Here is a 25,245-nt window from a genome sequence, read left to right on the forward strand (position 1 = left end):
AACTGGCGCGGCAGACAGAGAGTTCCGGCAAAAATGGGGACCCCCAACCCCGTTAGGCTGGATGGATGTGCAATCCGCTGACCCCCGACGCCTACCGCACCATCCACGCCGGCAGTGACGTTTCGGGCGCAAGCGGCAGGAGGCAGGAGTTTCCTCCCGCCCCGGAACCCCTCCCGGTGCCCGTGGTGGACAACCACACCCACCTCGATTACCCGGATGGAAAGGCGCCTGTAGGGCTTAAGGCGGCGCTTGATGCTGCAGCCGCCGTCGGCGTCCAGGGCGCGGTACAGGTGGGCTGCGACCTCGCGTCCTCACGGTTCACCGTCCAGGCGGTGGAGCAGGACGAACGGCTGCTCGGAGCTGTTGCCTTGCACCCCAACGATGCCCCGCGTTATGCGGCCAGGGGCGAACTGGAGGATGCCCTCGGCGAGATTGAGCGGCTGGCCGGGCATCCGAGGATCCGGGCCATCGGTGAAACCGGGCTGGACTTTTTCCGCACAAAGGGCGAAGGCCTGGCCCACCAAAAATACTCCTTCCGGCGCCACATCGATATCGCCAAGCGTTTGGATCTGACCCTGCAGATCCACGACCGGGACGCGCACAGCGAGGTCGTGCAGGTCCTCCGGGAGGAGGGTGCTCCCGAACGTGTTGTTTTTCACTGCTTTTCCGGTGACGAAGAGCTCGCGAAGATCTGCAACCGCGAGGGCTGGTGGATGTCCTTCGCCGGAACACTCACTTTTAAGAACGCCTCGAACCTGCGGGCAGCGCTGGCTGTTGCCGACCCCGGCCTGGTCCTGGTGGAAACCGACGCCCCGTTCCTGACCCCGCACCCTTACCGGGGCCGCCCGAATGCAAGCTACATGGTGCCCTACACGGTGCGGGCGATGGCCGAATTGACAAGCACGGACCTCGGCCGGCTGTGTGCCGGAATCAGCGAAAATACGGTGCGCGCGTACGGATCCTGGGCCGCCTGACGTATCCATATGGTGACCATCGAGGGATACCTGGTATGCAAAATTCTTGGTCGCTTTATAACGCTACGGTTACAGTGGTCAACTGTTAGCCGGGGTCGGGGAAGGCCATCGGGTAATTCACTTCCATAAGCAGCACGACGCGCCGGTTCTTTATCCCGGCCTGACCGTTGCGCGGAGTGTGGCGGCGCAACGGTGCCCGGACTGCCTGGATCAAGGCCGTGCCGGATATTCAAGTGCGCAATCCCCGTGCCCGGATGGACCGACAGTTACGGGCAATCGTGGTCAAGTTCTTCACAACGGACGGCAAGTTCAGCTTCATCAAGGTTGGCGCCCAGCTGCTGGTGCTGTGCGCGCTGGTAGTGGGGCTGGTTGCCTTCGTCGGCAATAACAAAACTGTCACGCTCAACGTTGACGGGAAGGTAACGTCCGTGCAGACGTTCGGCGGAACTGTCGGCCAGGTGGTCAAGAGCGCCAACCTGGAGCTCAAGCCTTCGGACAAAGTATCACCCGCTTTGGACGCTTCTGTCCGGAACGGCACCGTCATCAACGTCAACCAGGCCAAAGAGGTCCAGGTCAGCCTGGACGGGGCCGAGAAGACAGTCAACACCACCGCCCGGGACGTTGCCGGCCTGGTGACCGAGCTTGGGGTTGCCAGCGCTTCCTCGTTGTCCGTGCCCCGCGACGCCCAGCTCGCCGTCACAGGCTCGTTTGTGTCCATCTCCACCCCCAAAACCGTCAGCATTGTGGCCGACGGCAAGGTGAACACCGCCACCACCACTGCAGCCACCGTAGGCAAGGTCCTTGAGGATGCCGGGTTGACCCTGGGGGCCAATGACCGCACCTCCCAGCCAGCCAACGCCCACGTGGTGAACAACATGGTGATCAAGGTTTCGCGCGTTGACAACGCCCAGACCGCGGTGACCACAGAGGTTGTCCCCTTCGAAACCGTGACCACCGAAAGCGCCGAGCTGTTGAAGGGCGAACGGGAAGTTACCCAGGAGGGTTCCGCCGGCAAGCTGGAAAAGACGTTCAAGCTCGTCCTGGTGGACGGCCGCGAAGCGTCCCGCACCCTCGTCTCCGAGACCGTCGCCGTGCAGCCGGTCGCGAAAAAGGTGACTGTGGGCACCAAACCGAAGCCTGTGGCCCAGGCCGCTGCCCCAGCCGGCAACAACACCGGTGCTGCTGCCCCTGCCATGATGAACGAAGCCATGTGGGACAAGATCGCCCAGTGCGAGTCCGGCGGAAACTGGAGCATCAACACGGGTAACGGATACTACGGCGGACTTCAGTTCGACATCCGGACGTGGATCGGTGCCGGCGGCGGAGCCTATGCCCCGAACGCCAGCCTTGCCACCAAAGCCCAGCAGATCGACATCGCCAACAGGGTCTACGCGCAGCGCGGCCTGCAGCCCTGGGGCTGCGGCTGGGCAGCCAGCAGGTGACCAGCCCGCACTCGTGCAAGCGGCCGGGCCCGGATCATCCGGGCCCGGCCGCGGCTGTATAGGATACCTAGGTGACTGAACCCATCCCCGCCGTGCCCGCACCGCTACTTGGTGCCTCCGACATCCGCCGGCTGGCAGAGGAGATCGGTGTCAGGCCCACTAAAACGCTGGGCCAGAACTTCGTCATCGACGGCAACACCATCCGCAGGATCGTGGCTGCTGCTAGCGTGGGGCCGGAGGAGACGGTGCTGGAGGTCGGTCCCGGGCTCGGCTCCCTGACGCTGGGGCTGCTGGACGCTGCTGCCTCTGTGGTCGCCGTCGAAATCGATCCGGTGCTCGCCGCGAAACTTCCGCACACAGTGCAGGAGTGGCGGCCCGCAGCCGTGGGCAATTTCCACCTGGTCCACGCCGACGCCATGAAGGTCACGGAACTTCCGGTCCAGCCCACCGCACTCGTGGCCAACCTGCCCTACAACGTGGCGGTCCCCGTGGTGCTGCACCTGCTGGAGCATTTTCCGGGCCTGCAGCACGGGCTCGTGATGGTCCAGGATGAGGTGGCGGACCGCCTTGCCGCCGGCCCCGGTTCCAAGACGTATGGTGTCCCGTCCGTCAAGGCGGCCTGGTACAGCCACATGCGCAAGGCCGGTGTGATCGGCATGAACGTTTTTTGGCCCGCACCCAAAATCCACTCCGGGCTGGTGGCCTTCACCCGCCGCGAACCGCCGGCCACTGCGGCAACGAGGAAACAGGTTTTCGCCGTTGTCGATGCAGCTTTCGCGCAGCGGCGCAAGACCCTGCGCGCTGCCCTGGCCGGCTGGGCCGGGGGAGCGCAGGAGGCCGAACGCTGCCTGGTGGCGGCCGGCGTCGACCCCGCTGCCCGCGGCGAGGTCATCGACATCGCCGCGTTCGCGAGGATTGCCGAAGCCAGGGAGACCGGGGCGTGACGGCGCGGCCGGGCCGCTTCACCGCCCGGACCGTCCGGGTCAAGGCTCCGGGCAAGGTCAACGTGTCGCTCGACGTCGGGCCGCTGCGTCCCGACGGCTACCACTCCGTGGCCAGTGTCTACCTCGCGGTCTCCCTCTATGAGGAGGTGGCGGCAACCAGCACCGAAACACCCGGTATCACCATCAGCCTCAGCCCGGACAGCACGGTGGACCTGGACTCGGTGGACATCCCGCTCGACGGCAACAACCTGGCCCACAAGGCTGCGGCCATCATGGCGGACGTTTCGGAGCACTCAACGGGGGTGCACCTGGAAATCACCAAGCGGGTCCCCGTGGCCGGCGGAATGGGCGGCGGATCGGCCGACGCGGCGGCCACTCTCCTTGCCTGCGACGCACTGTGGAACAGCGGCCTTTCCCGCGAAGAGCTGGCCCACCTCGCCGCTGAACTGGGCGCCGACGTCCCCTTCTCGCTGCTGGGCGGCACCGCCGTGGGCCTGGGCCTTGGCGACAAGCTGTCCCCGGCGCTGGTGAAGGCGCAGACGCACTGGGTGCTGGTCACGGCCGACTATGGGCTCTCCACCCCGGAGGTGTACCGGACGCTGGACCGGTTGAGGGAAGCCGAGGGAGTCGAAGCCGATGAGCCGACCGGCGTCGATCCGGAAATTCTGACGGCGCTCCGCAGCGGGGATGCCGAAGCGCTAAGCCGCGTCCTGGTCAACGACCTGCAGCGCGCAGCCATCAAACTGTCACCGTCACTCAGGGATACGCTGGGCATCGGTGAGGCGCACGGCGCCATAGCCGGCATCGTGTCCGGATCCGGCCCCACGGTTGCCCTGCTTGCTGATGACTCCGTGGCGGCGGAAGGCCTGGCGGAGGAGCTGAGGCGCCGCGGGCTGTCCGCGCTCGCCGTCCACGGTCCCGTTCCCGGCGCCCGCATCATGTCCGACACCCTGATCTAGCACCTTTTCCACCCGAACAGCAGAAAGCAGTTCCCTTTGGCACACCTTCTTGGCGGCGAGAACCTCACGGTTTCCTACGCAACCCGCACCGTCCTGGACGGCGTCACCCTGGGTCTTGAGGAGGGGGACCGGATTGGCATGGTAGGCCGCAACGGCGACGGCAAGTCCACCCTGATGAGGTTGCTGGCTTTGCGGTTGACGCCGGATGCGGGCCGGGTCACCAAGCGCGGTGACGTCAACATCGGCTACCTGGACCAGAGCGACGTGCTCGACGGCGACCTGACCGTGGGTGCCGCGATCGTGGGTGACCGGGCGGATTACGAGTGGGCACGCAACCCGCGCATCCGCGAGATCATGGGCGGCCTGGTGTCCGACGTCGACTGGCACGCCAACGTCCACTCCCTCTCGGGCGGGCAAAAGCGGCGGGTTGCCCTCGCCAAGCTGCTGATCGAGGACCACGACGTCATCATGCTGGACGAGCCCACCAACCATCTTGACGTCGAGGGCGTCGCCTGGCTGGCGCGGCACCTGAAAACCCGCTGGCGGGCCAACCAGGGCGCATTCCTGGTGGTAACCCACGACCGCTGGTTCCTCGATGAAGTCTGCACCAAGACCTGGGAAGTGCACGACGGGATCATCGACCCGTTCGAGGGCGGGTACGCCGCGTACGTCCTGGCCCGCGCCGAGCGGGACCGGATGGCCGCCGTCGTCGAGGGAAAGCGGCAGCAACTGGTCAAGAAGGAGCTCGCCTGGCTGCGCCGCGGCGCGCCGGCGCGGACGTCCAAGCCGAAGTTCCGCATCGAGGCAGCCAACGCCCTCATCACCGACGTGCCGGCACCACGGGACTCCATGGCACTGAGCAAAATGGCCACGGCCCGCCTGGGCAAGGACGTGCTTGACCTTGAGCACGTCTCACTGAACTTCGAGGGCGACGACGGCCGAAGGCTTTTCGACAACATCACCCTACGCCTCGCCCCGGGGGAGCGCCTGGGCATCGTGGGCGTCAACGGCGCCGGCAAGACGACACTCCTCAAGCTGCTGAACGGCGAGATCACCCCCGACGCCGGCAGGCTGAAGCGCGGCAAGACGGTGGTCACTGCGGTGCTCACACAGGAAGTCAAGGAACTCGACGACGTCGCGGACCTGCGGGTGATCGAGGTTATCGAGCGGGAAAAGCGTTCCTTCAACGTGGGCGGCAGGGAGTTCACCGCCGGCCAGCTGGTGGAGCAGCTGGGGTTCACCAACCAGAAGCAGTGGACACCCGTTAAGGACCTCTCCGGCGGTGAGCGCCGACGGCTGCAGCTCCTCCGGCTGCTGGTGGGCGAACCGAACGTGCTGATGCTCGACGAACCCACCAACGACCTCGACACCGACACCCTCGCCGCCGTGGAGGACGTGCTGGACGGCTGGCCGGGCACCCTTGTGGTGGTCAGCCACGACCGCTACCTCCTGGAACGCGTCACGGACCACCAGATGGCCCTGCTTGGCGACGGCAAGCTCCGCGGCCTGCCCGGTGGCGTGGACCAGTACCTCGAACTCCGCGAAGCAGCCCTGGCCGGCTCCACCGTAGCCGGCGGCGGCAACCCCGCCGCCGCCAGCCCCGCCGTTGCTGCGGCGCCGGACGGCCCTTCGGAGGCGGAAAAGCGCGAAGCCCGCAAGGCCCTCAACAGGATCGAGCGCCAGCTCAGCAAGCTCGAGCAGCAGGAGAAGAAGATCCACGACCAGATGCTCAAAAGCACCGAGGCCGCGGATTACGACACCCTCGCTGAACAGAACAAGCAGCTCAAGGAACTCGCGGACGAAAAGGAAGCCCTCGAACTGGAGTGGCTGGAGTCCTCGGAACTCCTGGGCGACTGACAACGGCGACGTGCGCACGCGTGAGCGGGGCGGCCGTCCGGCAGCGTGCGTCAAAGCGACGAAGGAGCAGCACGCAGAGGACAGGTGCCCCACTCACGAACGTGACCACTTACACCTCGGACTTGAGCTCCGGGTCCTTCTGCAGGCCGGTGAGGCCGTTCCAGGCGAGGTTGACCAGGTGCGCGGCTACGGTGTGCTTGTCGGGCTGGCGGCTGTCCTGCCACCATTGGCCGGTCATGGCCACCATGCCCACGAGCATCTGCGCGTACATGGCGCCGTCCTCGCCGCTGAAGCCGCGGCGGGAGAACTCGTCGGAGAGGATGTGCTCCACGCGGGCGGTGACGTGGGAGAGCAGGGTGGAGAAGGCACCTTCGGGCTGGGAGGGCGGTGCGTCGCGCATCAGGATCCGGAAGCCTTCGGTGCGGTCCTCGATATAGGTCAGAAGGGCCAGGGCGGCGCGTTCCACCAGGACGCGGGGTTTGGCCTCCTCGGCGAGTGCCGCGGTGATGGAGTCGAGCAGGATGTGGAACTCGTAGTCCACCACCTCGGTGTACAGCCCTTCCTTGGAGCCGAAGTGCTCGTAGATAACGGGTTTGGACACGCCCGCGCAGGCGGCGATTTCCTCGATGGTTGTGCCGTCGAGCCCGCGGACGGCAAAGAGGCCGCGCCCGACGTCGACCAGCTGGCTCCGGCGCTGGCGTCCGGTCATCCGCGTCCGCGGCGGGTTGTTGCTCACATTCCCATCATGCCCTACAGGGCGGCGGCATTCCGGGCGGCTGCTTTGGGGCGCCGGGCGCCCGTGTCGCGCGGCGCCCCGAAGCCGTGGCAAAATAGGGACTTGTGCCCGGGCCTTGCGCCTCGGGCATGGTCCGCTCTGGTGTAACGGCAGCACCCCGGCCTTTGGAGCCGTGGAGTATAGGTTCGAATCCTATGGGCGGAACTGCTGTGCGACATGTTCAGTAGGATGACACCCGGTACCGGGCCCGCAGGCCGGCCCGGACACCGCAAACGCCAGCGTAACCCAGGCAAGGAGAGCCAGTACGTGATCCCCGAGAAGGCCGGCCCGGCCGCCGTAATCGTTCTGGCAGCAGGAGCCGGTACGCGGATGAAGTCACGTACCCCCAAGATCCTCCACGAAATCGGTGGCCGGTCCATGGTGGGGCACGCACTCCTGGCGGCCCGCAGCATCAACCCCCGGCAGCTCGCCATTGTGGTCCGCCATGAGCGGGACCTGGTGGCAGGCCACGTGGCTGAGCTCGACCCGTCTGCACTGATCGTGGACCAGGATGAGGTTCCCGGCACCGGCCGCGCCGTGGAAGTGGCGCTGCAGGCCCTGGACGCGGACCAGCCGCTGACCGGCACCGTGGTGGTGACCTACGGTGACGTGCCGCTCCTGTCCGCAGAGCTTCTGGCGGAACTCGTCGCCACGCATGAGAAGGAAGCGAATGCTGTCACCGTCCTGACCGCTGTCCTGGACGACGCCACCGGCTACGGCCGCATCCTGCGGGGCGGGGACGGCACGGTCACCGGGATCCGGGAACACAAGGACGCAACCGACGCCGAACGGCTCATCGGCGAGGTCAATTCCGGCATCTACGCCTTCGACGCCGGTGTGCTGCGTGATGCCCTGGCCAAGGTCACCACGGACAACGCACAGGGGGAGAAGTACCTTACGGACGTGCTCGCCCTGGCAAGGGAGGCAGGCGGCCGGGTGGCCGCCGTCGTCACCGCCGACCGCTGGCAGGTGGAAGGCGCCAATGACCGCGTCCAGCTGGCCGCGCTCGGCGCAGAGCTCAACCGCCGCATTGTAGAGGCGTGGATGCGTGCCGGCGTTACCGTGGTGGATCCCTCCACCACCTGGATCGATTCCTCCGTCACTCTCGACGAGGACGTCCGGCTCCTGCCCAACACGCAGCTGCACGGCGCCACCACCGTGGCGAGGGACGCCGTCGTCGGCCCCGACACCACGCTGACCGACGTCACCGTGGGGGAGGGCGCCAAGGTGGTCCGCACCCATGGCTCCGGCTCCGTGATCGGGGCGCGCGCCGCCGTCGGACCTTTCACCTACCTGCGCCCCGGTACGGTGCTGGGCGAGAAGGGCAAGATCGGCGCCTTCTATGAAACCAAGAACGTGACCATCGGCCGCGGCTCCAAGCTGTCCCACCTCGGCTACGCCGGGGACGCGGAAATCGGCGAGGACACGAACATCGGCTGCGGAAACATCACAGCCAATTACGACGGCGAGAAGAAGCACCGCACGGTCATCGGCTCAGGCGTCCGCACAGGTTCCAACACGGTATTTGTTGCCCCGGTCACCGTGGGGGACGGCGCCTACAGCGGCGCCGGAGCGGTGATCCGCAAGGACGTGCCCGCCGGCGCGCTGGCGCTCACCGTAGCGGCGCAGCGCAACACCGAAGGCTGGGTGCCCGCCAACAGGCCGGGAACCCGCTCCGCGGAACTGGCCCAGGCGGCCGCCCAGGACTCCTCAAGTACCCCGGCATCTACAGAAGAGGGCAAGCAATAATGAGCGAAATTACGGCGCGCGGCGAGAAGAGGCTGGTGCTTGCCACCGGGCGGGCCCACCCGGAGCTGGCCCGGGAAATCGCAAAGGAACTCGGCACGGACCTCCTTCCGGTGGACGCCTATGACTTCGCCAACGGTGAAATCTACGTGCGTGCCGGCGAGAGCGTGCGCGGCACTGACGCCTTCGTCATCCAGGCGCACCCGGCCCCGCTGAACAACCACCTCATGGAACAGCTGATCATGATCGATTCGCTGAAGCGGGCCTCTGCCAAGCGGATCACTGTCGTGTCGCCGTTCTACCCCTACTCGCGCCAGGACAAGAAGGGCCGCGGCCGCGAGCCGATCTCCGCCCGGCTCGTGGCGGACATGTACAAGACCGCCGGTGCCGACCGCATCATGAGCGTGGACCTGCACACCGCTCAGATCCAGGGCTTCTTCGACGGTCCGGTCGACCACCTGATGGCAATTCCGCTGCTCGCCGACTACCTGCGCACCCGGGTGGACGCCAACAACATCACCGTGGTCTCACCTGACACCGGCCGCGTCCGGGTGGCCGAACAGTGGGCCGAGCGGCTGGGCGGCGCTCCGCTGGCATTCGTGCACAAGAGCCGCGACCTCACTGTCCCCAACCAGGCCGTGTCCAAGACCGTGGTGGGGCAGATCGAGGGCCGCACCTGCGTGCTGATCGACGACATGATCGACACCGGCGGAACCATTTCCGGGGCCGTGAAGGTGCTGAAGAACGCCGGCGCCAAGGACGTCATCATTGCCGCCACGCATGCCGTGTTCTCGGAGCCTGCGGCTGAGCGGCTCGCCGAGTCCGGTGCCCGCGAAGTGGTGGTCACCAACACGCTTCCGCTCAGCTCTTCGCAGCGGTTCCCGCAGCTGACCGTGCTGTCCATCGCGCCGCTGATCGCGCGCGCCATCCGCGAGGTGTTCGACGACGGTTCCGTCACCAGCCTGTTCGACGGCAAGGCGTAGCCCTCCCGTTGTTGAGCCTGTGGGAACCTGGTTTCGACAGGCTCAACCACCGGGAGGGGCATCGTTTTCAGGAAACCGGTCCGGCGCTGGTAGACTGTTCCCCGATACCTTGGCGAGGGAGAGCAATTGGCATGCCGGTTGCAGGTCTCCGTTATCGACTGGGTCTGATTTGCCCTTCCGGGGGCGCCTTCTTGAAGAGCTGCCAGCGGGCGGCCCGGCGTTGAAGGTCATACCAGACCTCCGCCCTTGCTGAACACCCCTTAATCTTCAAGGAGATTTCCATGTCTGAGCAGAAGCTCGCAGCAGAACTGCGCACCGAATTCGGCAAGGGCTACGCCCGCCGCGCCCGGATGGCCAACCTGATCCCCGCCGTCATCTACGGCCACGGCGCAGAGCCCATCCACGTCACCCTGCCGGCCAAGGCCACCACCCTTGCCGTACGCACCGCGAACGCCCTGCTGTCCCTGGACATCAACGGCGAAGGCCACCTTGCCCTGGTCAAGGACATCCAGCGCGACCCGATCAAGCAGATCATCGAGCACATCGACCTCCTGACCGTCCGCCAGGGCGAGAAGGTCACGGTTGACGTTCCCGTCCACGTTGAAGGCGAGTCCGCTGCCGGCACCGTGCACAACCTGGAACTGACCGTTGTGTCCCTCGAGGCCGAGGCAACCCACCTTCCCGAGGCCGTCGTGGTCAGCATTGAAGGCCGCGCTGCCGGTGAGCACATCCACGCTTCCGATCTTGCCCTGCCCAAGGGCACCGTCCTGCTGACCGACGCCGAAGCCCTCGTGGTGAACATCTCCGAGGCCGTGGCCACCGAGGAAGAGGGCGCCACCGAAGGCGGCGAGGCTGTTTCCGGCGAAGCTTCTGAAGCTGCAGAGAAAGCAGCAGCCGAGTAACCACCCGGTTGTTTGCTTGTTTGTGGCCGGATCCCGCTGGGATCCGGCCACTGCCATGTCCGCCGCCGTAGGCCTTGCTCCCACCAGCCCACCCTAGGATTAATCCCATGACTGACACCTGGCTGATCGTCGGCCTCGGTAACCCCGGACCCCAGTACCAAGGCAACAGGCACAACGTCGGCCAGATGGTGCTTGATGAACTCGCCGGCCGGATGGGCTCCGGCTTTAAGACACACAAAGCGCGGGCGCAGGTGGTGGAAGGCCGGCTGGGAATCGGCGGCCCGCGCGTGGTCCTGGCAAAACCCATGACCTATATGAACGTCTCCGGCGGGCCTGTCTCGGCGCTGGCCAACTTTTACGGCGTCGCCGCTGACCATGTGGTGGCGGTACACGACGAGATTGATATCCCCTTCAATACCATCAAGCTCAAAATCGGTGGCGGCGAAGGCGGCCACAACGGCCTGCGCGACATCTCCAAAGCATTGGCCACCAAGGACTACCTTCGGGTCCGCGTCGGCGTGGGGCGTCCACCCGGCAGGATGGACACAGCAGATTATGTCCTGCGGGATTTCGGTACTGCCGAACTCAAGGAACTGCCTTTTCTGCTGGACGATGCGGCAGATGCCGTCGAGGCGCTGCTGCGCGACGGGCTCACGGCGGCGCAGCAGAAATACCACCCCGCGAAGGCCGGGCAATAGCAACATAGAAACTTAAACCCGTTTCAACCTGTTTCCCTGTCGGTACCACGAGGTAGTCTTCTAGCTATGCGGGGGAGCAATGGGGCTACATCCCGCTATCGGGGATGTAGGGGAAAAGTTCATGTCAATCGAGCCACTTAGCTGGGGACGTGGGTCAACACCTCACGACGACGGGCTGCGACCGCAAAGCTCCGCTACACGGGGGCAGCACTGGTCCGCGCCCGCCCGCAGCGCGCATCTTGAAACTGTCCGTACCGCTCTGACCAGCGAAAACTCCCTGGGGGCCGTCATCACCGGCGGCCGGGGCGTGGGTAAGTCGTCCCTCGCCCGTGCAGCCGTGGCGGACCTCGGACCGGACGTCTGGTCGCTGCAGCTCCGCACCGGGCCCGCCGGGGCCAACACACCCTACGGCTGCCTTTCCTTCCTGCTGGCCCGGCTGCCGCAGGCCTACATGGGTTCGCCCACAGCCATCCTCCGCGGAATCACGTCGCTGATCCGCAGCGACGCCGCCGGCCGTCCCTGCGTCATCACCCTGGACACCTCCAGCAGCATCGACGACATGAGCGCGGGCGTTCTGCTGAACGTCCTGCTGACCGGCACGGCCAAGATCATTGCCGTGGCACCGGGCATCAGTGACCTGCCGGCTGACTTCCACTGGCTTTTGACGGACCGGCGGCTGACCGAGGTCCGTCTCAGCAACCTCAACGAGTTGCAGACCCGCCAGGTCCTTCTCTCCCTGCTCGGCCACCGGGTTTCCGCCGCCCTGGTCAACACCTACCACCGCATGGTGGGTGGCAACCCGCTCCTGCTCAAGGCCCTCGTCACCGAACAGCAGCTGTCCGGCAACCTGGTGCTGTCCGACTCCGTCTGGACCCTGCGCGACAAGGTGGTGCTCGACGGCGCTGCCAGCCTCGATGACATCGTCCGGTCCCGCTGGTCCAGGGAAACTCCCGAAACCCGGGAAGTCATTGAGATGCTGTCTTGTGCCCGGCGGGTGGAGCTGTCCCGGCTGACGGCAATCTACAGTGCCGTTGTGGTGGCTGACATGGAGGATGGCGGCCTGCTGGAGATCGACGACTCCGATCACCGGTGGGTGTCGCTGCGGGAAAAGTACATCGGCGACGTCGTGCGGACCTGGCTGTCCATTGCCAGGCGGCGGGAACTTCGCGCGGTGCTGCTTGGCGGCGAGGAACCGGACCCGGCCGCCATGACGGTTGAAGAGCTGATGGCCTTCGCCGCCTGGACCAACGAATGCGAGGCCGAGCTCAGCCCTGCACTGGCCCTTGCAGCCGCGGAAGCTGCCGTCCAGTTATTCGACCCCAAGTTCGCCCTGACGTACGCGGACATGCTGAAGCGGACGGACCGGCAGTGGGTTCCCGCCCAGCGCCAGAAGGCCGCCGCCTACCTTCAGTTGGACCTGCCGGTCCAGGCACTGGCTGCCCTGGACGATATTTCGCGCCCCGAGCTCGACGCCCTCGACGACGTTGAGGAGTACGCCCGCGTTGTGGCCGCCAAGGCGCGGGTGATGGTGAGGCTTCCTGAACAGGCTGGCAAGGTCCCCGGCCTCTTCTATGAAGCCCGCAAGCGGCTTGCGCCGGCCGGAGAAGAAGCCGCGTGGCCCGAGCCGTCAGCGGCAGCGTTGAACCAGGTCACGCTGAGCGAGTTCGAATACCGGGCCTTCGTTGGTGATTACGCCGGCCTGATTCCTGCCCTTGAGGCGGCGGCTGATCCGGCGTCGAACCCTGACGCCGGATACCGTATGCACTCGGCCATCATCCTGATGACTGCACTGGCCCTGACAGGCAGGGAGATGGACGCGCTGGGCCTGATGCGCCAGCTCGGCGGCCAAATCAGCGACGCCTCCCACGTGGTGGGGCTGCGCGAGCGGTACAGCCGGGAGGCATACCTGGTGCTGCTGATGGCCGGTCAGTGGCGGCGGTGCATCGACGTCCTGGGTACGCAGAGCGTGGAGGAACCATACCGCCTTCCCTACGGCAGCGCCGCTGCCGAACTGGCCACAGGAATTGCATACGTCTACTCCGGCCGTGGTGCTGCCGCACTGGAACCCTTGATGTCAGCCACCGCCCAGCTGGAGTTGCAGCCCGTCCAGACCGCACTCCGGTTCGCTTACTCCGCAACGGCGCTGGCCCATGCGCAAACCGGCAATGCCGTCCAGGCCCGCAAGTTCCTCGCAAAGCTGCAACGGACCCCCGGCACAACCGGCTTCGTCACGGAGAGCCTGATCAGTTTTTGTGCCTTGGTGGCCGGACGGTGGCTCAACGACCCCGATGCCGCCGCCGGCCTCAAACAATCCGCGCGACGGAACATGGAGGCCGGGCTGTACACCATGGCCGGCATCGAACTCCTTGCTGCCACCGTGAATGGAAGCGACGCCGATTTTAAGCTTCTGGAGGAGATCGCAGCCCATCGCCAAGGCCCCCTCGCAGAGGTCTCCCGGCTCATCGCACTGGGTACCCGCACCAAGGACGCCAAGGCCCTCCTGGCCGGCGGGGAGCTCGCCGCCACTCTGGAACTGGACGCCGTCGAGGCCCGGTGCATGGCATTGGCCGTGGATTTTGCGCGCCAGGACGGGGATTCCATCTCGGCCCGGACGGCCCAGGCCCGGCTCGATATCCTGGCCGCAACAGTCACCAACCTGCCCATCGTGCCCAGCTCCGGCAGCCCCCTGCTCACCAGCAGGGAGCGTCAGATCGCCCGGCTTGCCGGCCGGGGTGCATCGAACCGTGACATAGCCCTGGAAATGGGCGTGTCAGTCCGGACTGTGGAAGGGCACCTTTACCAGGTGTTCACCAAGCTCGGCGTAACCTCCAGGGGTGATCTGACTGGACTCGTCTAACGGACACAAACCTGCAACAGCACACCGGCTCCTCACCGGACGCCGGGAGCCGCTGGAACGGATCTGCAACCTCGTCCGGAACCGCACCAGCCAGGCTGTTTTCGTCATGGCCGGCCCCGGTATCGGGAAGTCGTCCCTTACCGAGGCCATCAGCGAACGCCTCGCCGGCGAACTGAACATCCTGCAGATCCATGGCAGCTCGGCCCTTGCCGCGGTACCGTTCGGGGTCCTGACCCCCTACACCGCGGACCTGACGGCCGAGGAGTCGGTCTCGCCCGTGGCGGTCCTGCGGTCCATGTGGACCTACTTCGAGAAACTCAAAGCCGGCAACGGCAACTCCGTCCTCCTGGTGGTGGATGACGCCCACTACCTGGACGAAGCCTCGGCGGGCGTGCTCGCGGACCTGATTTCGGCCGGCTGGGCCAGTGTGGTGGCTGCCGCACGGCAGCGGCCCGGACTGCCGCAGCCCCTGGACCAGCTGTGGTACGACGGCCTGGCCGAGCGGATCGACCTGCGCCCGCTCACCCGGGAACAGATCGAAGAAGTCCTGGAGCATCTGTTGGATGGGACCGTCCCCGGTGCCACCATCGATGCAGCATGGACGGCCTCGGGCGGCAACCCGCGGCTGCTTGACGCGCTGCTCCATGACGCCGCCGAGGCAGGCATCCTGTCAAAGCGCAACGGAATCTGGATGCTGCTGGGCTCCCTGCCGGCGGACGGGGCCCGGCTGACGGCAGTGGTGTCGAAGGACCACATCAGGCGGCGGCCCGAAGAACAGGAAGCACTGAAGCTCGTCGCGCTGTCCGGTCCCGTGGGCAGGAAGGTCATCGAGGACATCTGTGGCGCTCCGGTGGTCCGCTCGCTCCTGGACCAGCAAATGATTGTGGAAACATCAGGTGTCCCGGCCGAACTATCCCTGTGGAACAGGCTTTTCGCCCACGCCATCAGGAACACCATTTCCGTATCGCGGAGCCTTCAGCTGCAGGAAAAGATCCGCGCCCACCAGAACGGCACCGTGCTGCGCGGGGAAGGCAAACTCCGTTCCGTGGAGTGGGCCCTGGAGTGCGGCCTGCGCGTAGCCGACGCCGACTTGCTGGAGGCCGCCCGGGAAGCGCTGGTCAGGTTCCGCAACGACAGCGCCCGTTCCATTGCCGCCAGGGTGCAGGATCCGGACCTGGCACCGCTGGCGCGCGCTGTCCAGGCCCGGGCGCTGTACAACGAGGGAGCGTACGCCGATGCTGCCGCCCTGCTTGATGGCTGCTGGCTTGAGCTTGCCGGCCACGGTGAGGGTCCTGCCGTCCTGCTGCTGCTGGTGTCCGCCCACCAGGCCGCCGGACACCAGCTGGCCGCGGTGGCCGAGGACGTGCTGGAACAGGCGGGGAGGCCGGCTGACGGCGGCCTGCTGTGGCAGGAGGAAATCCTCCGCTTGCTGAAGGCGGGCGCCGGGGTGGATCACCGGACGGTGGCCGCCGTCGTCGAAGGAATCAGGAACCACCCCGCCCCGGAGGGAGCTGCCGGCCAGCCCGCAACAGCTGTGGGTGAGGCGTTGCTGGCTCATGCCCTGACAGCCGTCGGACGCCCGGCTGACGGTCTGGACGCCGCACTCCTGGCAGCCTCGGAACTGGCGCCGCTGGAGGGCAGCCTGTTTTTCTTCCCTGAGTTCGCACTGGGGCGCCTTGTCATAAGCTACCTGGCCATGGGGGAGTGGGAGTCGGCGGAGCGCGAGCTGAACAGCTACGCCGCAGGCCACGCGGTCGGAGCCGCAACATTCGACGGCAGCCTGCAGCTGCTCCGCGGTTACTCAATGCTGCGGCAGGGCCGGATGGAGCGTGCATACCAGCTGCTGCTGCCCGCCGTGGAAGCACTCCGGCTCAACGATCCCCTCCAGCTGTTCCGTTTTGGCTCGTCCCTCGGCTTTTACGCCGCGGCACGGCTGGGCGATGCGGCACAGGCGAAGCGGCTGGAGCAGGACTACAAGGACGCCGTCACCGGCGGACCTGCCCACGACCTCCTTGCCGGCGCCTATGCCGCAGCGGCCGCGGAATACTTGTCCCGCGACGGTAAGGGCCTCGCCTCCCTGCATACGATGATGACTGCTGCAGAAGCGTCCGGCAGGGCCGGGCAGCTGCTCGAACTCCTGGCCGTCTGCTGGGATCTTGGGGACCCCTCGGTGATCCCCATGGTGCAGGACATTGCCAGGAACGTGCAGGGCCGCTGGGCTGAGGCCATGCTTGAGCTTTCCACGGCATGGGAAGCGGCTGACGGTGAAGCGCTCATGCAGACGGCCGCATCCCTGGAACAATCCGGTTTCGTGAACCTCGCCCGCGAAGCCTACGCGCGGGCCAGCTCCGTGCTGGACCAGGCAGGGGAAAAGCGCAGGTCCCGGCAGGCCGTGGCCCAGCGGGAAAAGTGCGACCACGAGCTGGGCGAACGGTTCCGGGAAGGCCGCTTCATCGCCGCAGCCCCGGCCGTGCATCTCACTCGGCGGGAGCAGGACATCGTGGAGCTTGCCGTGCAGGGGCTCACTGACCGTGAAATAGCGCAACGCCTCATGGTGTCCGTCCGTACCGTCGAGGGTCACCTGTACCGGACTTACGTCAAACTCGGCGTCCGCAGCAGGGACGAACTGGAGTCCGCGCTGCCCAAGTAGCCAGCAGCAATGCAAGACCGCCGCAGGCAGCTGTAACCCGCTGCCGGGCTTTGTCCTGCCCAAGGCAGGTTCCGCCCATCTCGGCTGCGCCCGGCCTAGGTAGTGCCACGGTGCCGAAATCGAGTACACCGTACTCGTGTACAGGAGGTTGCGGCGGGATTTACTTAAGGAGGCAAGGCGGTACGGCAGGATGAACGCCGGAACGGTTGCCGGCAGGACATAAGGGCCTTTTTGACTTCCGGTTCCGACAGGGACCGGGCGAGACGGGGCCGGCGGCGTTAGAGTCTTCTGAGACCGAGACTCTCCCCCCAGCCGTCGCCGGCCCTCCGCTCCGCGGGCTGAAGCCCGGAGCGGCTGTGGCGGCTGCCCCTCCAGGGCGGCCGCCACAGCCGTGCTGTGGGACAATTGAGTGTCACCCGTTGGCATCTCAAGGAGATCGTTTTGGCCGTAGTATCAACGCCAGCCACCCTGGAGCAGGCGCCCCCGGTCCTGGACAATGCCGAGGTTTTGCGGATCCGCAATGATTTTCCCGTCCTGGACCAGCTCGTCAACGGGCGGCCACTGGTGTACCTGGACTCCGGTGCCACCTCCCAGAATCCCCTGAGCGTCATCGAGGCTGAGCAGGAATTCTACGAGCAGCGGAACGCGGCAGTGCACCGGGGTGCCCACCACCTTGCCGTCGAGGCAACGGAGGCGTTCGAGGACGCCCGGCAGACGGTTGCGGACTTTATCGGTGTGGACTACGCGGAGACCATCTGGACATCGAACGCCACCGAGGGCCTCAACCTGATTTCCTACACGTTGTCCACCGCTGCTCTCTGGTCGGCGCAGGGCCGCGGCGATGCGGCCCTCAAGGAACTGGCGCTGCACCCCGGCGACGAGATCGTGGTGACCGAGATGGAGCACCACGCAAACCTCATCCCCTGGCAGGAGCTGGCGTTCCGCACCGGGGCCACCCTCCGGTACATCCCCATTGACGACGCCGGCAGCCTGCGGATGGACGAGGCCGCCGCAATCATCGGCCCCCGGACCAAGGTCCTGGCATTCACCCACGCGTCCAACGTCCTCGGCACCATTAATCCGGTCCGCGAACTGGTGGCGTTGGCCCGTGCTGCAGGGGCCCTGGTGGTGCTGGACGCATGCCAGTCGGCACCGCATATGCCCTTGGACGTGAAGGACCTGGACGTGGACTTCGCCGTCTTCTCCGGGCACAAAATGCTCGCACCCACCGGCATCGGCGTCCTGTATGGCAAGCAGGAACTGCTGGACGTCCTGCCGCCGTTCCTGACGGGCGGCTCCATGATTACCACCGTGACCATGGAACGCGCGGAATATCTGCCGGCGCCGCAGCGCTTCGAAGCCGGAACCCAACGTATCTCCCAGGCCGTGGCCCTCGCCGCGGCCGTGAACTACCTGACGGAGACCGGGCTGGACCGGATTCACCGCTGGGAGGCCGAACTCGGCGAACGCATGGTGTCCGGGCTCGAATCACTTCCCGGCATCCGCGTCCTGGGGCCGGCGGCAGGCAAGGAGCGGATCGGACTGGCCGCATTCGACGTCGAAGGCGTCCACGCCCATGACGTGGGACAGTTCCTGGACTCGCGCGGGATCGCAGTACGTGTGGGCCACCACTGCGCGCAGCCGCTCCACCGGCGCCTTGGGCTGACCGCCACCACCCGCGCGAGTGCCTACCTGTACAACACCACCGACGACGTCGACCGGTTCCTGGACGCCGTATCCGGTGTGCGGGCCTACTTCGGCGCCTGAAGGATCGAGGGTAACCGATGAGCCTTGACCAGCTGTACCAGCAGATCATCCTGGACCACTCCAAGGCCCGGCACGGAAGCGGCCTGGCGGACACCGAGGCGCCGGCAGGTTCGTCCACCGGGCAGTCGCACCAGCTCAACCCCGTCTGCGGCGACGAGGTCACCCTGCGCCTCGCAGTGGAGGACGGCAAGGTGGCGCAGGTTTCCTGGGACGGCCAGGGCTGCTCCATCTCCATGGCCTCGGCCTCGGTGCTCACCGACCTCGCCGAGGGGATGACCGTTGCCGAACTCCACGAAGTCATTGACAGTTTCCGGGAAGTCCTCCGGTCCCGCGGCAAGGTGCATGCCGATCCGGAGCTGCTGGGGGACGCTGCCGCGTTCGAAGGTGTGGCGCGCTACGCGGCCCGGGTCAAATGCGCCATGATCTCCTGGGTGGCGGCGGAAGACGCCCTGAACCAGGCCGCCTGACGGCCTGCCGGCCGTAGGCAGGAAGCCGGCATACAAAAAGGCTCTCTTCCCGGCGGGAGGAGAGCCTTTTCTGCAGGGGGACTAGCCGAACAGTCCCATGATGCCGATGAGGGCCGTGGCTGCCCCCAGCACCATGGAGATGCTTACGAGCACCACGTGCACGGTAAGGAACTTGGTCGCCTTGCCGGAGGAGTCACGGGCGCGGGGATCCTTCATGACCCGGCGCAGGAACTGCGGCCAGACCACCAGGGACCAGACGCCTGCCACGATCAGGACGAGCGCAGCGAAAACGGGCAGCTCCACGGTATCAGTGGCTTTCCAGCCAGGCCTGCGCCTGCTTGGCCTGCAGGTTGAGGGCCTTGGCAACCATCGGCTCGGCAGCATCGGCGATCTTGCCGCCCAGGAACGGTACGGAGGACTTGACCTCGCCTTCAAGCTCAACGCGCGTTCCGCTGGCCTCGGCCACCAGGCGCTGGACGGCGGTGACGTCCACGGGCGCACCGGCGATCTTGAGGGAGATATTGCTCTGGCGGGACCCGTCGGCGGCGGGGGCGCTCCAGTTTTCCACCTGCGTCACCTTCAGGTGCTCGCCGACGAACTTGCGGGCAATCTCGGGGAGACGGGTGGTGGGCAGGGTGCGCACCGAGGTGGCGCTGAAGCCGCCGGCGACGTCGCCGTCAACGGTGAAGGATTCCAGGTTTCCGCCCACCAGCTGGCTGACGTGGCGCTGGAAGTCCTCGTTCACCAGGACAGCTGCAACGCTGTCTACGGAGTGCGGAAGGGAAGTGGTTGCGCTCAGGGCCATGGATCCTCCTGGGAGATCGGGGAACGGATTTAACTCAAGACATCCTACGGGGTCGCGGCCTGACGCTCTGCATCGACGAGCTTTTGCGCCGCCCCGGTGATGTTCCGGGCCATTGCCGGGAAGATCAGGCTGTGGAACGGCAGGACCGCCAGCCAGTACAGGCGCCCGCTGAGCCCTTTGGGGAAAAAGATGGCCCGTTGCCGGTACCTGCTGCCGTTTCCGTCCGGATCCACCGACAGTTCCAGCCACGCCCGCCCGGGCGCCTGCATCTCCGCCCGGAGCCGCAGAAGCCTTCCCCGGTCTATGCGCTCCACCCGCCACCAGTCCACCACTTCGCCGGCGGCCAAAGTATGGGGGTGCCGGCGTCCGCGCAGCAGCCCGGCGCCGCCGGTCAGCTTGTCCAGCCAGCCGCGGACCTGCCAGGCAAGGGGCAGCGAGTACCAGCCGTTCCGGCCGCCGATGCCCTCGATGACCGTCCACACGTGGTCCGGATCCACGTCCCCGTGGAACGTCCGTTCGTCGATGTACACCTTGTGGCCCGCCCACTCCGGGTCGCTCGGCAGCGGATCGGATGCCACCCCGGCGTTGGCCCAGGTAGTCTCCACCTGGCCGTCCCGTTCCTTGCCCAGCGCCAGGGCGACGGCTGTCCGGTAAGGCGTCAACCCGCCGTCGGGCTCTGGAATGTATTGGTCAATGTCATGCTCGCCGGATACGGCGTCATGCTGCAGGGACTGGACCAGGGGGAACGCCATGGCCAACGGAATGGGCGTGGTCAGGGCCACCCACATGCCGGCGAGCTTGGGGGCGGGGACGGGCAGGGCGAGCACCACGCGGTAGGGGAGGCCGGCCTCGGCCGCATATTCCTGCATCATCCCGGCGTACGTCAGCACCTGGCGGCAACCGATGTCGAAGGTCCGGTTGACGGGCCCGTCCAGGGAGGCCGCAGCCACCAGGTAGTACAGGACGTCCCGGACCGCTATCGCTTCGATCCTGTTCCGCACCCAGCTGGGCGCCGGCATCAGCGGCAGCGTCTCGGCCAGGTGCCGGATCATCTCAAAGGACGCCGAGCCGGAGCCGATCACCACCCCTGCCTGGAACACGATGGCATCCAGCGGGCTGTCCAGGAACAGCTGGCCCACGGCTTCCCGGGACCGCATGTGGGTGGACAGTTCCACGTCCTTGGGGTGCAGGCCGCCCAGGTAGACGATCCTGTGTACCCCGGCGTCGGCCGCGGCCTGGGCGGCTATCGCGGCCATCCTTTTTTCCTTGGCTTCGAAGCCGGCCCCGGCGGCCATGGAGTGGACCAGATAGTAAAAGACGTCGACGCCGGCCAGCGACTTCCGCAGCGTGTTGCCGTCGTCGAGGCTGCTTACCACCACCTCCACACTGTCCCGCCACGGCACCCCTGCGATCTTGTCCGGCGAGCGCACCAGCACTTTCACGGTGTGGCCTGCCTCAAGGAGCCTGGGCACCAGCCGGCCGCCGATGTAACCGGTTGCGCCGGTCACCAGGACTGTTTTCGGGAAGCATTCGGTATTGATTCCGTTCATGCTGGCTCCTGTTCGTCCTGAGCGGTTCGGAGCGGACGCCCGGGTGGACGGCCCTCGGCTGACATGGCGTTGCCCTGCCAGCTTAGGCGCCTGCCCGGGATGTCAGCGGTGCGGGGTAGGCTGGAGGTTACCCGGGATTCACAGCGAATTTCGGGTTTTCGCGTTGCCTGCGATACCAAAGAACACCCCAGGAGCTTCTGCCATGAGCCAATCCGGCCCCTCCTCACACGGCCCGTCGCTGGACGGACTGCGCCGCGTCCTTGCCTCGGACCAGACTTTCGCCCGGGTCAGGGCGGAGGCTGCCAGGGGTTTCGCCGTGCGTGGGCAGGACTACCAGATCAGCGCCCCGGCGGGGCTTCGTCCCGTGCTGCTTGCGGAAATGGCTGACGGTCTGCAGGCCGCGTCCGATGGCGGTGAGCCGGGCGTGGTGCTGGCCGTCACCGCCACGGGCCGCGAGGCTGAGGACCTGGCGGCGGCGTTGCGCGCCTACCTGCCCGCTGACGCGGTGGCGGAATTTCCGAGCTGGGAGACGCTGCCGCACGAACGCCTTTCGCCGCGCTCGGACACGGTTGGGCGGCGGTTGTCGGTCCTCCGCCGGTTGGCGCATCCGGAAAGTTCGACGGCGGGACGCCTCCGCGTGGTGGTGGCTCCCGTCCGCGCCGTGGTCCAGCCCGTTGTGGCCGGCCTGGGAGACCTTGTGCCGGTCACGCTGAAGGTGGGTCAGGACATCCCGTTCACGAACGTTGTGAAAAGCCTCGCCGACGCCGCCTATGCCCGGGTGGACATGGTGACGCACCGCGGCGAGTTTGCCGTGCGCGGCGGCATCATCGACGTTTTCCCGCCCACCGAGGACCATCCCATCCGCGTGGAGTTCTTCGGCGACGAGGTGGACCAGATGCGCTGGTTTGCCGTGGCCGACCAGCGCTCGCTCTCCGCACCCGGCATCCACCATCCGACCGGGCTGCACGCGCCGCCGTGCCGCGAAATCCTCATCACCCCGTCCGTGATGTCCCGGGCCGCCACCCTCAAGGCGCAGCTGCCGGCCGCGGCCGACATGCTGGAAAAGATCGCCGGCGGCATCGCCGTGGAAGGCATGGAATCCCTGGCGCCGGTGCTGGTGGACGCCATGGTCCCGTTCGTGGACCAGCTGCCCGGCGACTCCATTGCCGTTGTCATCGAGCCGGAGAAGGTCCGGACCCGTGCCCATGACCTTGCCGCCACCAACGAGGAGTTCCTCGAGGCGGCCTGGTCCACGGCGTCCGACGGCGGGGCTGCGCCCCTGGACCTGAGCTCCCAGGCCACGGCGGCGCTTCACTCCGCCAGCTTCCGCTCCCTTGCGGAGACCCGCGCCACCTCCCTGGAGCACGGTGTCTCCTGGTGGTCCATCACCTCGCTCGCCCAGGATGAGGAACTGCTCCCGGAGGTCGACGTCCTCAACCTGCACGCCCGCGAGCCCCGGGGCTACCAGGGCGACGTGGCGGAAATGATGGATTTCATCGGCTCCCACGTGCGCGACCAGTGGCGGGTAGTGGTGGCCACTGAGGGTCCCGGCCCTGCGCAGCGCCTGGCCGAGCTCTTCCACGACGCCGACATCCCCTGTGCGCGCGTCGACAGCCTGGACCACGAACCCCAGCCGGGCATCATCGAGGTGACCACTGCCGCCGTCGGACGCGGTTTTGTCCTGGACGGCCTGAAGCTGGGCCTGCTCACGGAAGCCGACCTGCTGGGCCGCACTTCCGCGGCGTCCACCAAGGACATGCGGAGGATGCCGTCCAAGCGGCGCAACGCCGTGGACCCGCTGCAGCTGGTGGCGGGGGACCACGTGGTCCACGAGCAGCACGGCATCGGCCGGTTCGTGGAACTCATCCAGCGCAAGGTGTCCGGCGGCGGCGACGGCGTGCGGGAGTACCTGGTCCTGGAATACGCGCCGTCCAAGCGCGGCGCACCGGGGGACCGGTTGTTCGTCCCCACGGACCAGCTGGACCAGGTCACGCGCTACGTGGGCGGCGACACTCCCGTCCTGAGCAAGATGGGCGGCGCCGACTGGGCCAGCACCAAGTCCAAGGCACGGAAAGCCGTCAAGGAGATCGCCGGCGAGCTGATCCGGCTGTACTCGGCACGGATGGCCTCCCGTGGCCATGCCTTCGGCCCGGACACGCCCTGGCAGCGGGAACTTGAGGAGGCGTTTCCGTACGTGGAGACGCCGGACCAGCTGACCACCATCAATGAGGTCAAGGCGGACATGGAGCGGGAGATCCCCATGGACCGGCTGGTCTCCGGCGACGTCGGCTACGGCAAGACCGAGATTGCCGTGCGCGCGGCGTTCAAGGCGGTGCAGGACGGCAAGCAGGTGGCCGTGCTGGTGCCCACTACCCTCCTGGCCCAGCAGCACTACGAAACCTTCACCGAGCGGTTCTCCGGCTTCCCGCTGCGGGTCAAGCCGCTGTCCCGCTTCCAGGCGGCCAAGGAAGCCAAGGAGACGGCGGAAGGCGTCAAGAACGGCAGCGTGGACGTGGTGATCGGCACGCACCGGCTGCTGTCCAAGGACTTCGAGTTCAAGGACCTGGGCCTGGTGATCGTGGACGAGGAACAGCGCTTTGGCGTGGAACACAAGGAAGCGCTGAAGAAAATGCGCACCAACGTGGATGTGCTGGCAATGAGCGCCACCCCGATTCCCCGCACGCTGGAGATGTCGCTGACGGGCATCCGGGAAACCTCCACCCTGGCCACCCCTCCGGAGGAACGCCACCCGGTCCTGACCTACGTGGGACCCTACACGGACAAGCAGACCACCGCGGCAATCCGCCGTGAACTGATGCGCGAGGGCCAGGTGTTCCTGGTCCATAACAGGGTGTCCACCATCGAACGCACCGCCGCGAAGATCCGCGAGCTTGTGCCGGAAGCCCGGGTGGAGGTGGCCCACGGCAAAATGTCCGAGAGCCGCCTGGAGCAGATCATCGTGGACTTCTGGGAGCGGCGCTTCGACGTGCTGGTGTGCACCACCATCATTGAAACCGGCCTGGACATTTCCAACGCGAACACCTTGATCGTGGACGGCGCGGACAAGTACGGACTGTCCCAGCTCCATCAGCTCCGCGGGCGCGTGGGCCGCGGCCGCGAGCGGGCCTACGCCTACTTCCTCTACCCCTCGGAGAAACCGCTGAACGAGGTGGCACTGGAACGGCTCAAGGCCGTAGCCAGCCACAACGAACTGGGCGCCGGCATGCAGCTGGCCATGAAGGACCTCGAGATCCGCGGTGCCGGCAACCTGCTGGGCGGCGAACAGTCCGGCCACATCCAGGGCGTGGGCTTCGACCTGTACATCCGGCTGGTGGGCGAGGCCGTGGCGGACTTCCGCGGCGAGGCCGAGGAGAAGGCAGCGGAGATGAAGATCGAGCTGCCGGTGAACGCGCACCTGCCGCATGACTACGTGCCCGGCGAACGGCTGCGACTGGAGGCCTACCGCAAACTGGCGGCGGCCCTCACCAACGAGGCCATCGACGAGGTCCTGGCGGAACTGGTGGACCGCTACGGCGAACCGCCGCTGCCCGCACAGAACCTGGTGGCGGTGGCGCGCTTCCGGGTGGCGGCCCGGGAGGCGGGCCTGTCCGACGTCGCGCTCCAGGGCAACTTCATCCGTTTCTCCCCGGCGCAGCTGCCCGAGTCCAAGGTGATGAGGCTGAACCGGATGTATCCGGGGTCCCAGCCCAAGCCTGCCCTCGACGCGGTACTGATCCCCAAGCCCAAGACAGCCAGGATCGGCGGCCGGGACCTGCAGGACGCGGAGATCCTGGAGTGGGCCGACGGCGTCATCCGGAACATTTTCTCGGACCAGCCGCTTTCTGTTTCATCAGCCGGGGCCTGACCGG

The 25,245-nt window shown here is 66.8% G+C and carries 18 protein-coding genes and 1 tRNA gene; 15 read left to right on the forward strand and 4 right to left on the reverse strand.

Annotated elements, in window-relative coordinates:
* The first annotated feature begins 65 nt into the window (after nt 1–65).
* From FDW83_RS05120 to FDW83_RS05140, 5 genes are all read left to right on the forward strand, one after another.
* Nucleotides 66–974 (forward strand): TatD family hydrolase, encoded by a 909-nt coding sequence (locus tag FDW83_RS05120; protein WP_138136525.1) that lies wholly within the window; start codon nt 66–68, stop codon nt 972–974.
* 254 nt (nt 975–1,228) lie between these two features.
* Nucleotides 1,229–2,416 (forward strand): resuscitation-promoting factor, encoded by a 1,188-nt coding sequence (locus FDW83_RS05125; RefSeq protein WP_240720857.1) that lies wholly within the window; start codon nt 1,229–1,231, stop codon nt 2,414–2,416.
* Between the two features lie 71 nt (nt 2,417–2,487).
* Complete coding sequence (rsmA, locus tag FDW83_RS05130; protein ID WP_138136526.1) at nt 2,488–3,360, forward strand: 16S rRNA (adenine(1518)-N(6)/adenine(1519)-N(6))-dimethyltransferase RsmA; 873 nt, start codon at nt 2,488–2,490, stop codon at nt 3,358–3,360.
* Nucleotides 3,357–4,319 (forward strand): 4-(cytidine 5'-diphospho)-2-C-methyl-D-erythritol kinase, encoded by a 963-nt coding sequence (locus FDW83_RS05135; protein ID WP_138136527.1) that lies wholly within the window; start codon nt 3,357–3,359, stop codon nt 4,317–4,319. The genes rsmA and FDW83_RS05135 overlap by 4 nt, the downstream gene beginning before the upstream one ends.
* 36 nt (nt 4,320–4,355) lie before the next feature.
* On the forward strand, nt 4,356–6,176 hold the full coding sequence (locus tag FDW83_RS05140) for an ABC-F family ATP-binding cassette domain-containing protein (RefSeq protein ID WP_138136528.1): 1,821 nt from the start codon (nt 4,356–4,358) through the stop codon (nt 6,174–6,176).
* A gap of 109 nt (nt 6,177–6,285) precedes the next feature.
* Here the strand turns inward: FDW83_RS05140 and FDW83_RS05145 are convergent, their stop codons facing one another.
* Nucleotides 6,286–6,912 carry a TetR/AcrR family transcriptional regulator gene (locus FDW83_RS05145; protein WP_138136529.1) on the reverse strand — a complete coding sequence of 209 codons (627 nt, stop codon included), beginning with the start codon at nt 6,910–6,912 and terminating at the stop codon, nt 6,286–6,288.
* A gap of 132 nt (nt 6,913–7,044) precedes the next feature.
* Here FDW83_RS05145 and FDW83_RS05150 point away from each other — a divergent pair.
* The 9 genes from FDW83_RS05150 (at nt 7,045) to sufU (ending at nt 19,021) form a co-directional block, all read left to right on the forward strand.
* A tRNA-Gln gene (locus FDW83_RS05150) sits at nt 7,045–7,116 on the forward strand.
* 102 nt (nt 7,117–7,218) lie between these two features.
* Nucleotides 7,219–8,700: a bifunctional UDP-N-acetylglucosamine diphosphorylase/glucosamine-1-phosphate N-acetyltransferase GlmU gene (glmU, locus tag FDW83_RS05155; RefSeq protein ID WP_138136530.1), complete on the forward strand. Its 1,482-nt coding sequence runs from the start codon at nt 7,219–7,221 to the stop codon at nt 8,698–8,700.
* On the forward strand, nt 8,700–9,680 hold the full coding sequence (locus tag FDW83_RS05160; protein WP_138136531.1) for a ribose-phosphate diphosphokinase: 981 nt from the start codon (nt 8,700–8,702) through the stop codon (nt 9,678–9,680). Before glmU ends, FDW83_RS05160 begins: the two co-directional genes overlap by 1 nt.
* 281 nt (nt 9,681–9,961) lie before the next feature.
* Complete coding sequence (locus FDW83_RS05165; protein ID WP_138136532.1) at nt 9,962–10,582, forward strand: 50S ribosomal protein L25/general stress protein Ctc; 621 nt, start codon at nt 9,962–9,964, stop codon at nt 10,580–10,582.
* A gap of 107 nt (nt 10,583–10,689) precedes the next feature.
* The gene (pth, locus tag FDW83_RS05170) at nt 10,690–11,280 is read left to right on the forward strand and encodes an aminoacyl-tRNA hydrolase (RefSeq protein ID WP_138136533.1); all 591 of its coding nucleotides are present in this window, start codon (nt 10,690–10,692) and stop codon (nt 11,278–11,280) included.
* 121 nt (nt 11,281–11,401) lie between these two features.
* On the forward strand, nt 11,402–14,137 hold the full coding sequence (locus FDW83_RS05175; RefSeq protein ID WP_138136534.1) for a LuxR C-terminal-related transcriptional regulator: 2,736 nt from the start codon (nt 11,402–11,404) through the stop codon (nt 14,135–14,137).
* A 52-nt stretch (nt 14,138–14,189) separates the two neighbouring features.
* Nucleotides 14,190–16,787: a LuxR C-terminal-related transcriptional regulator gene (locus FDW83_RS05180; protein WP_370281168.1), complete on the forward strand. Its 2,598-nt coding sequence runs from the start codon at nt 14,190–14,192 to the stop codon at nt 16,785–16,787.
* Nucleotides 16,788–17,228: 441 nt separating this feature from the next.
* Nucleotides 17,229–18,554, forward strand: a complete 1,326-nt coding sequence (locus FDW83_RS05185) for an aminotransferase class V-fold PLP-dependent enzyme (RefSeq protein ID WP_138136536.1) — start codon at nt 17,229–17,231, stop codon at nt 18,552–18,554.
* 17 nt (nt 18,555–18,571) lie between these two features.
* Entirely contained in the window at nt 18,572–19,021 is a 450-nt protein-coding gene (gene sufU, locus FDW83_RS05190) for a Fe-S cluster assembly sulfur transfer protein SufU (protein ID WP_138136537.1), read from the forward strand.
* A gap of 81 nt (nt 19,022–19,102) precedes the next feature.
* On the opposite strand, the gene FDW83_RS05195 is transcribed toward sufU, so the two are convergent.
* Genes FDW83_RS05195 through FDW83_RS05205 form a run of 3 tightly spaced genes read right to left on the reverse strand, consistent with a single transcriptional unit; the run spans nt 19,103 to nt 21,376 of the window.
* A complete protein-coding gene (locus FDW83_RS05195) occupies nt 19,103–19,324 on the reverse strand; it encodes an SCO4848 family membrane protein (protein WP_138136538.1) in 222 nt (73 codons plus the stop codon).
* A gap of 4 nt (nt 19,325–19,328) precedes the next feature.
* Nucleotides 19,329–19,826, reverse strand: coding sequence for a DUF2505 domain-containing protein (locus FDW83_RS05200; protein ID WP_138136539.1), 498 nt, complete (start codon nt 19,824–19,826; stop codon nt 19,329–19,331).
* 44 nt (nt 19,827–19,870) lie between these two features.
* Nucleotides 19,871–21,376, reverse strand: a complete 1,506-nt coding sequence (locus FDW83_RS05205) for an SDR family oxidoreductase (protein ID WP_138136540.1) — start codon at nt 21,374–21,376, stop codon at nt 19,871–19,873.
* A gap of 202 nt (nt 21,377–21,578) precedes the next feature.
* On the opposite strand from FDW83_RS05205, the gene mfd reads away from it, so the two are divergent.
* A complete protein-coding gene (mfd, locus tag FDW83_RS05210; protein WP_138136541.1) occupies nt 21,579–25,241 on the forward strand; it encodes a transcription-repair coupling factor in 3,663 nt (1,220 codons plus the stop codon).
* Nucleotides 25,242–25,245: the final 4 nt, after the last annotated feature.

It is taken from the genome of Pseudarthrobacter sp. NamE2 (genome assembly GCF_005796205.1).
In the GTDB taxonomy this organism is placed as follows: Bacteria; Actinomycetota; Actinomycetes; order Actinomycetales; family Micrococcaceae; genus Arthrobacter.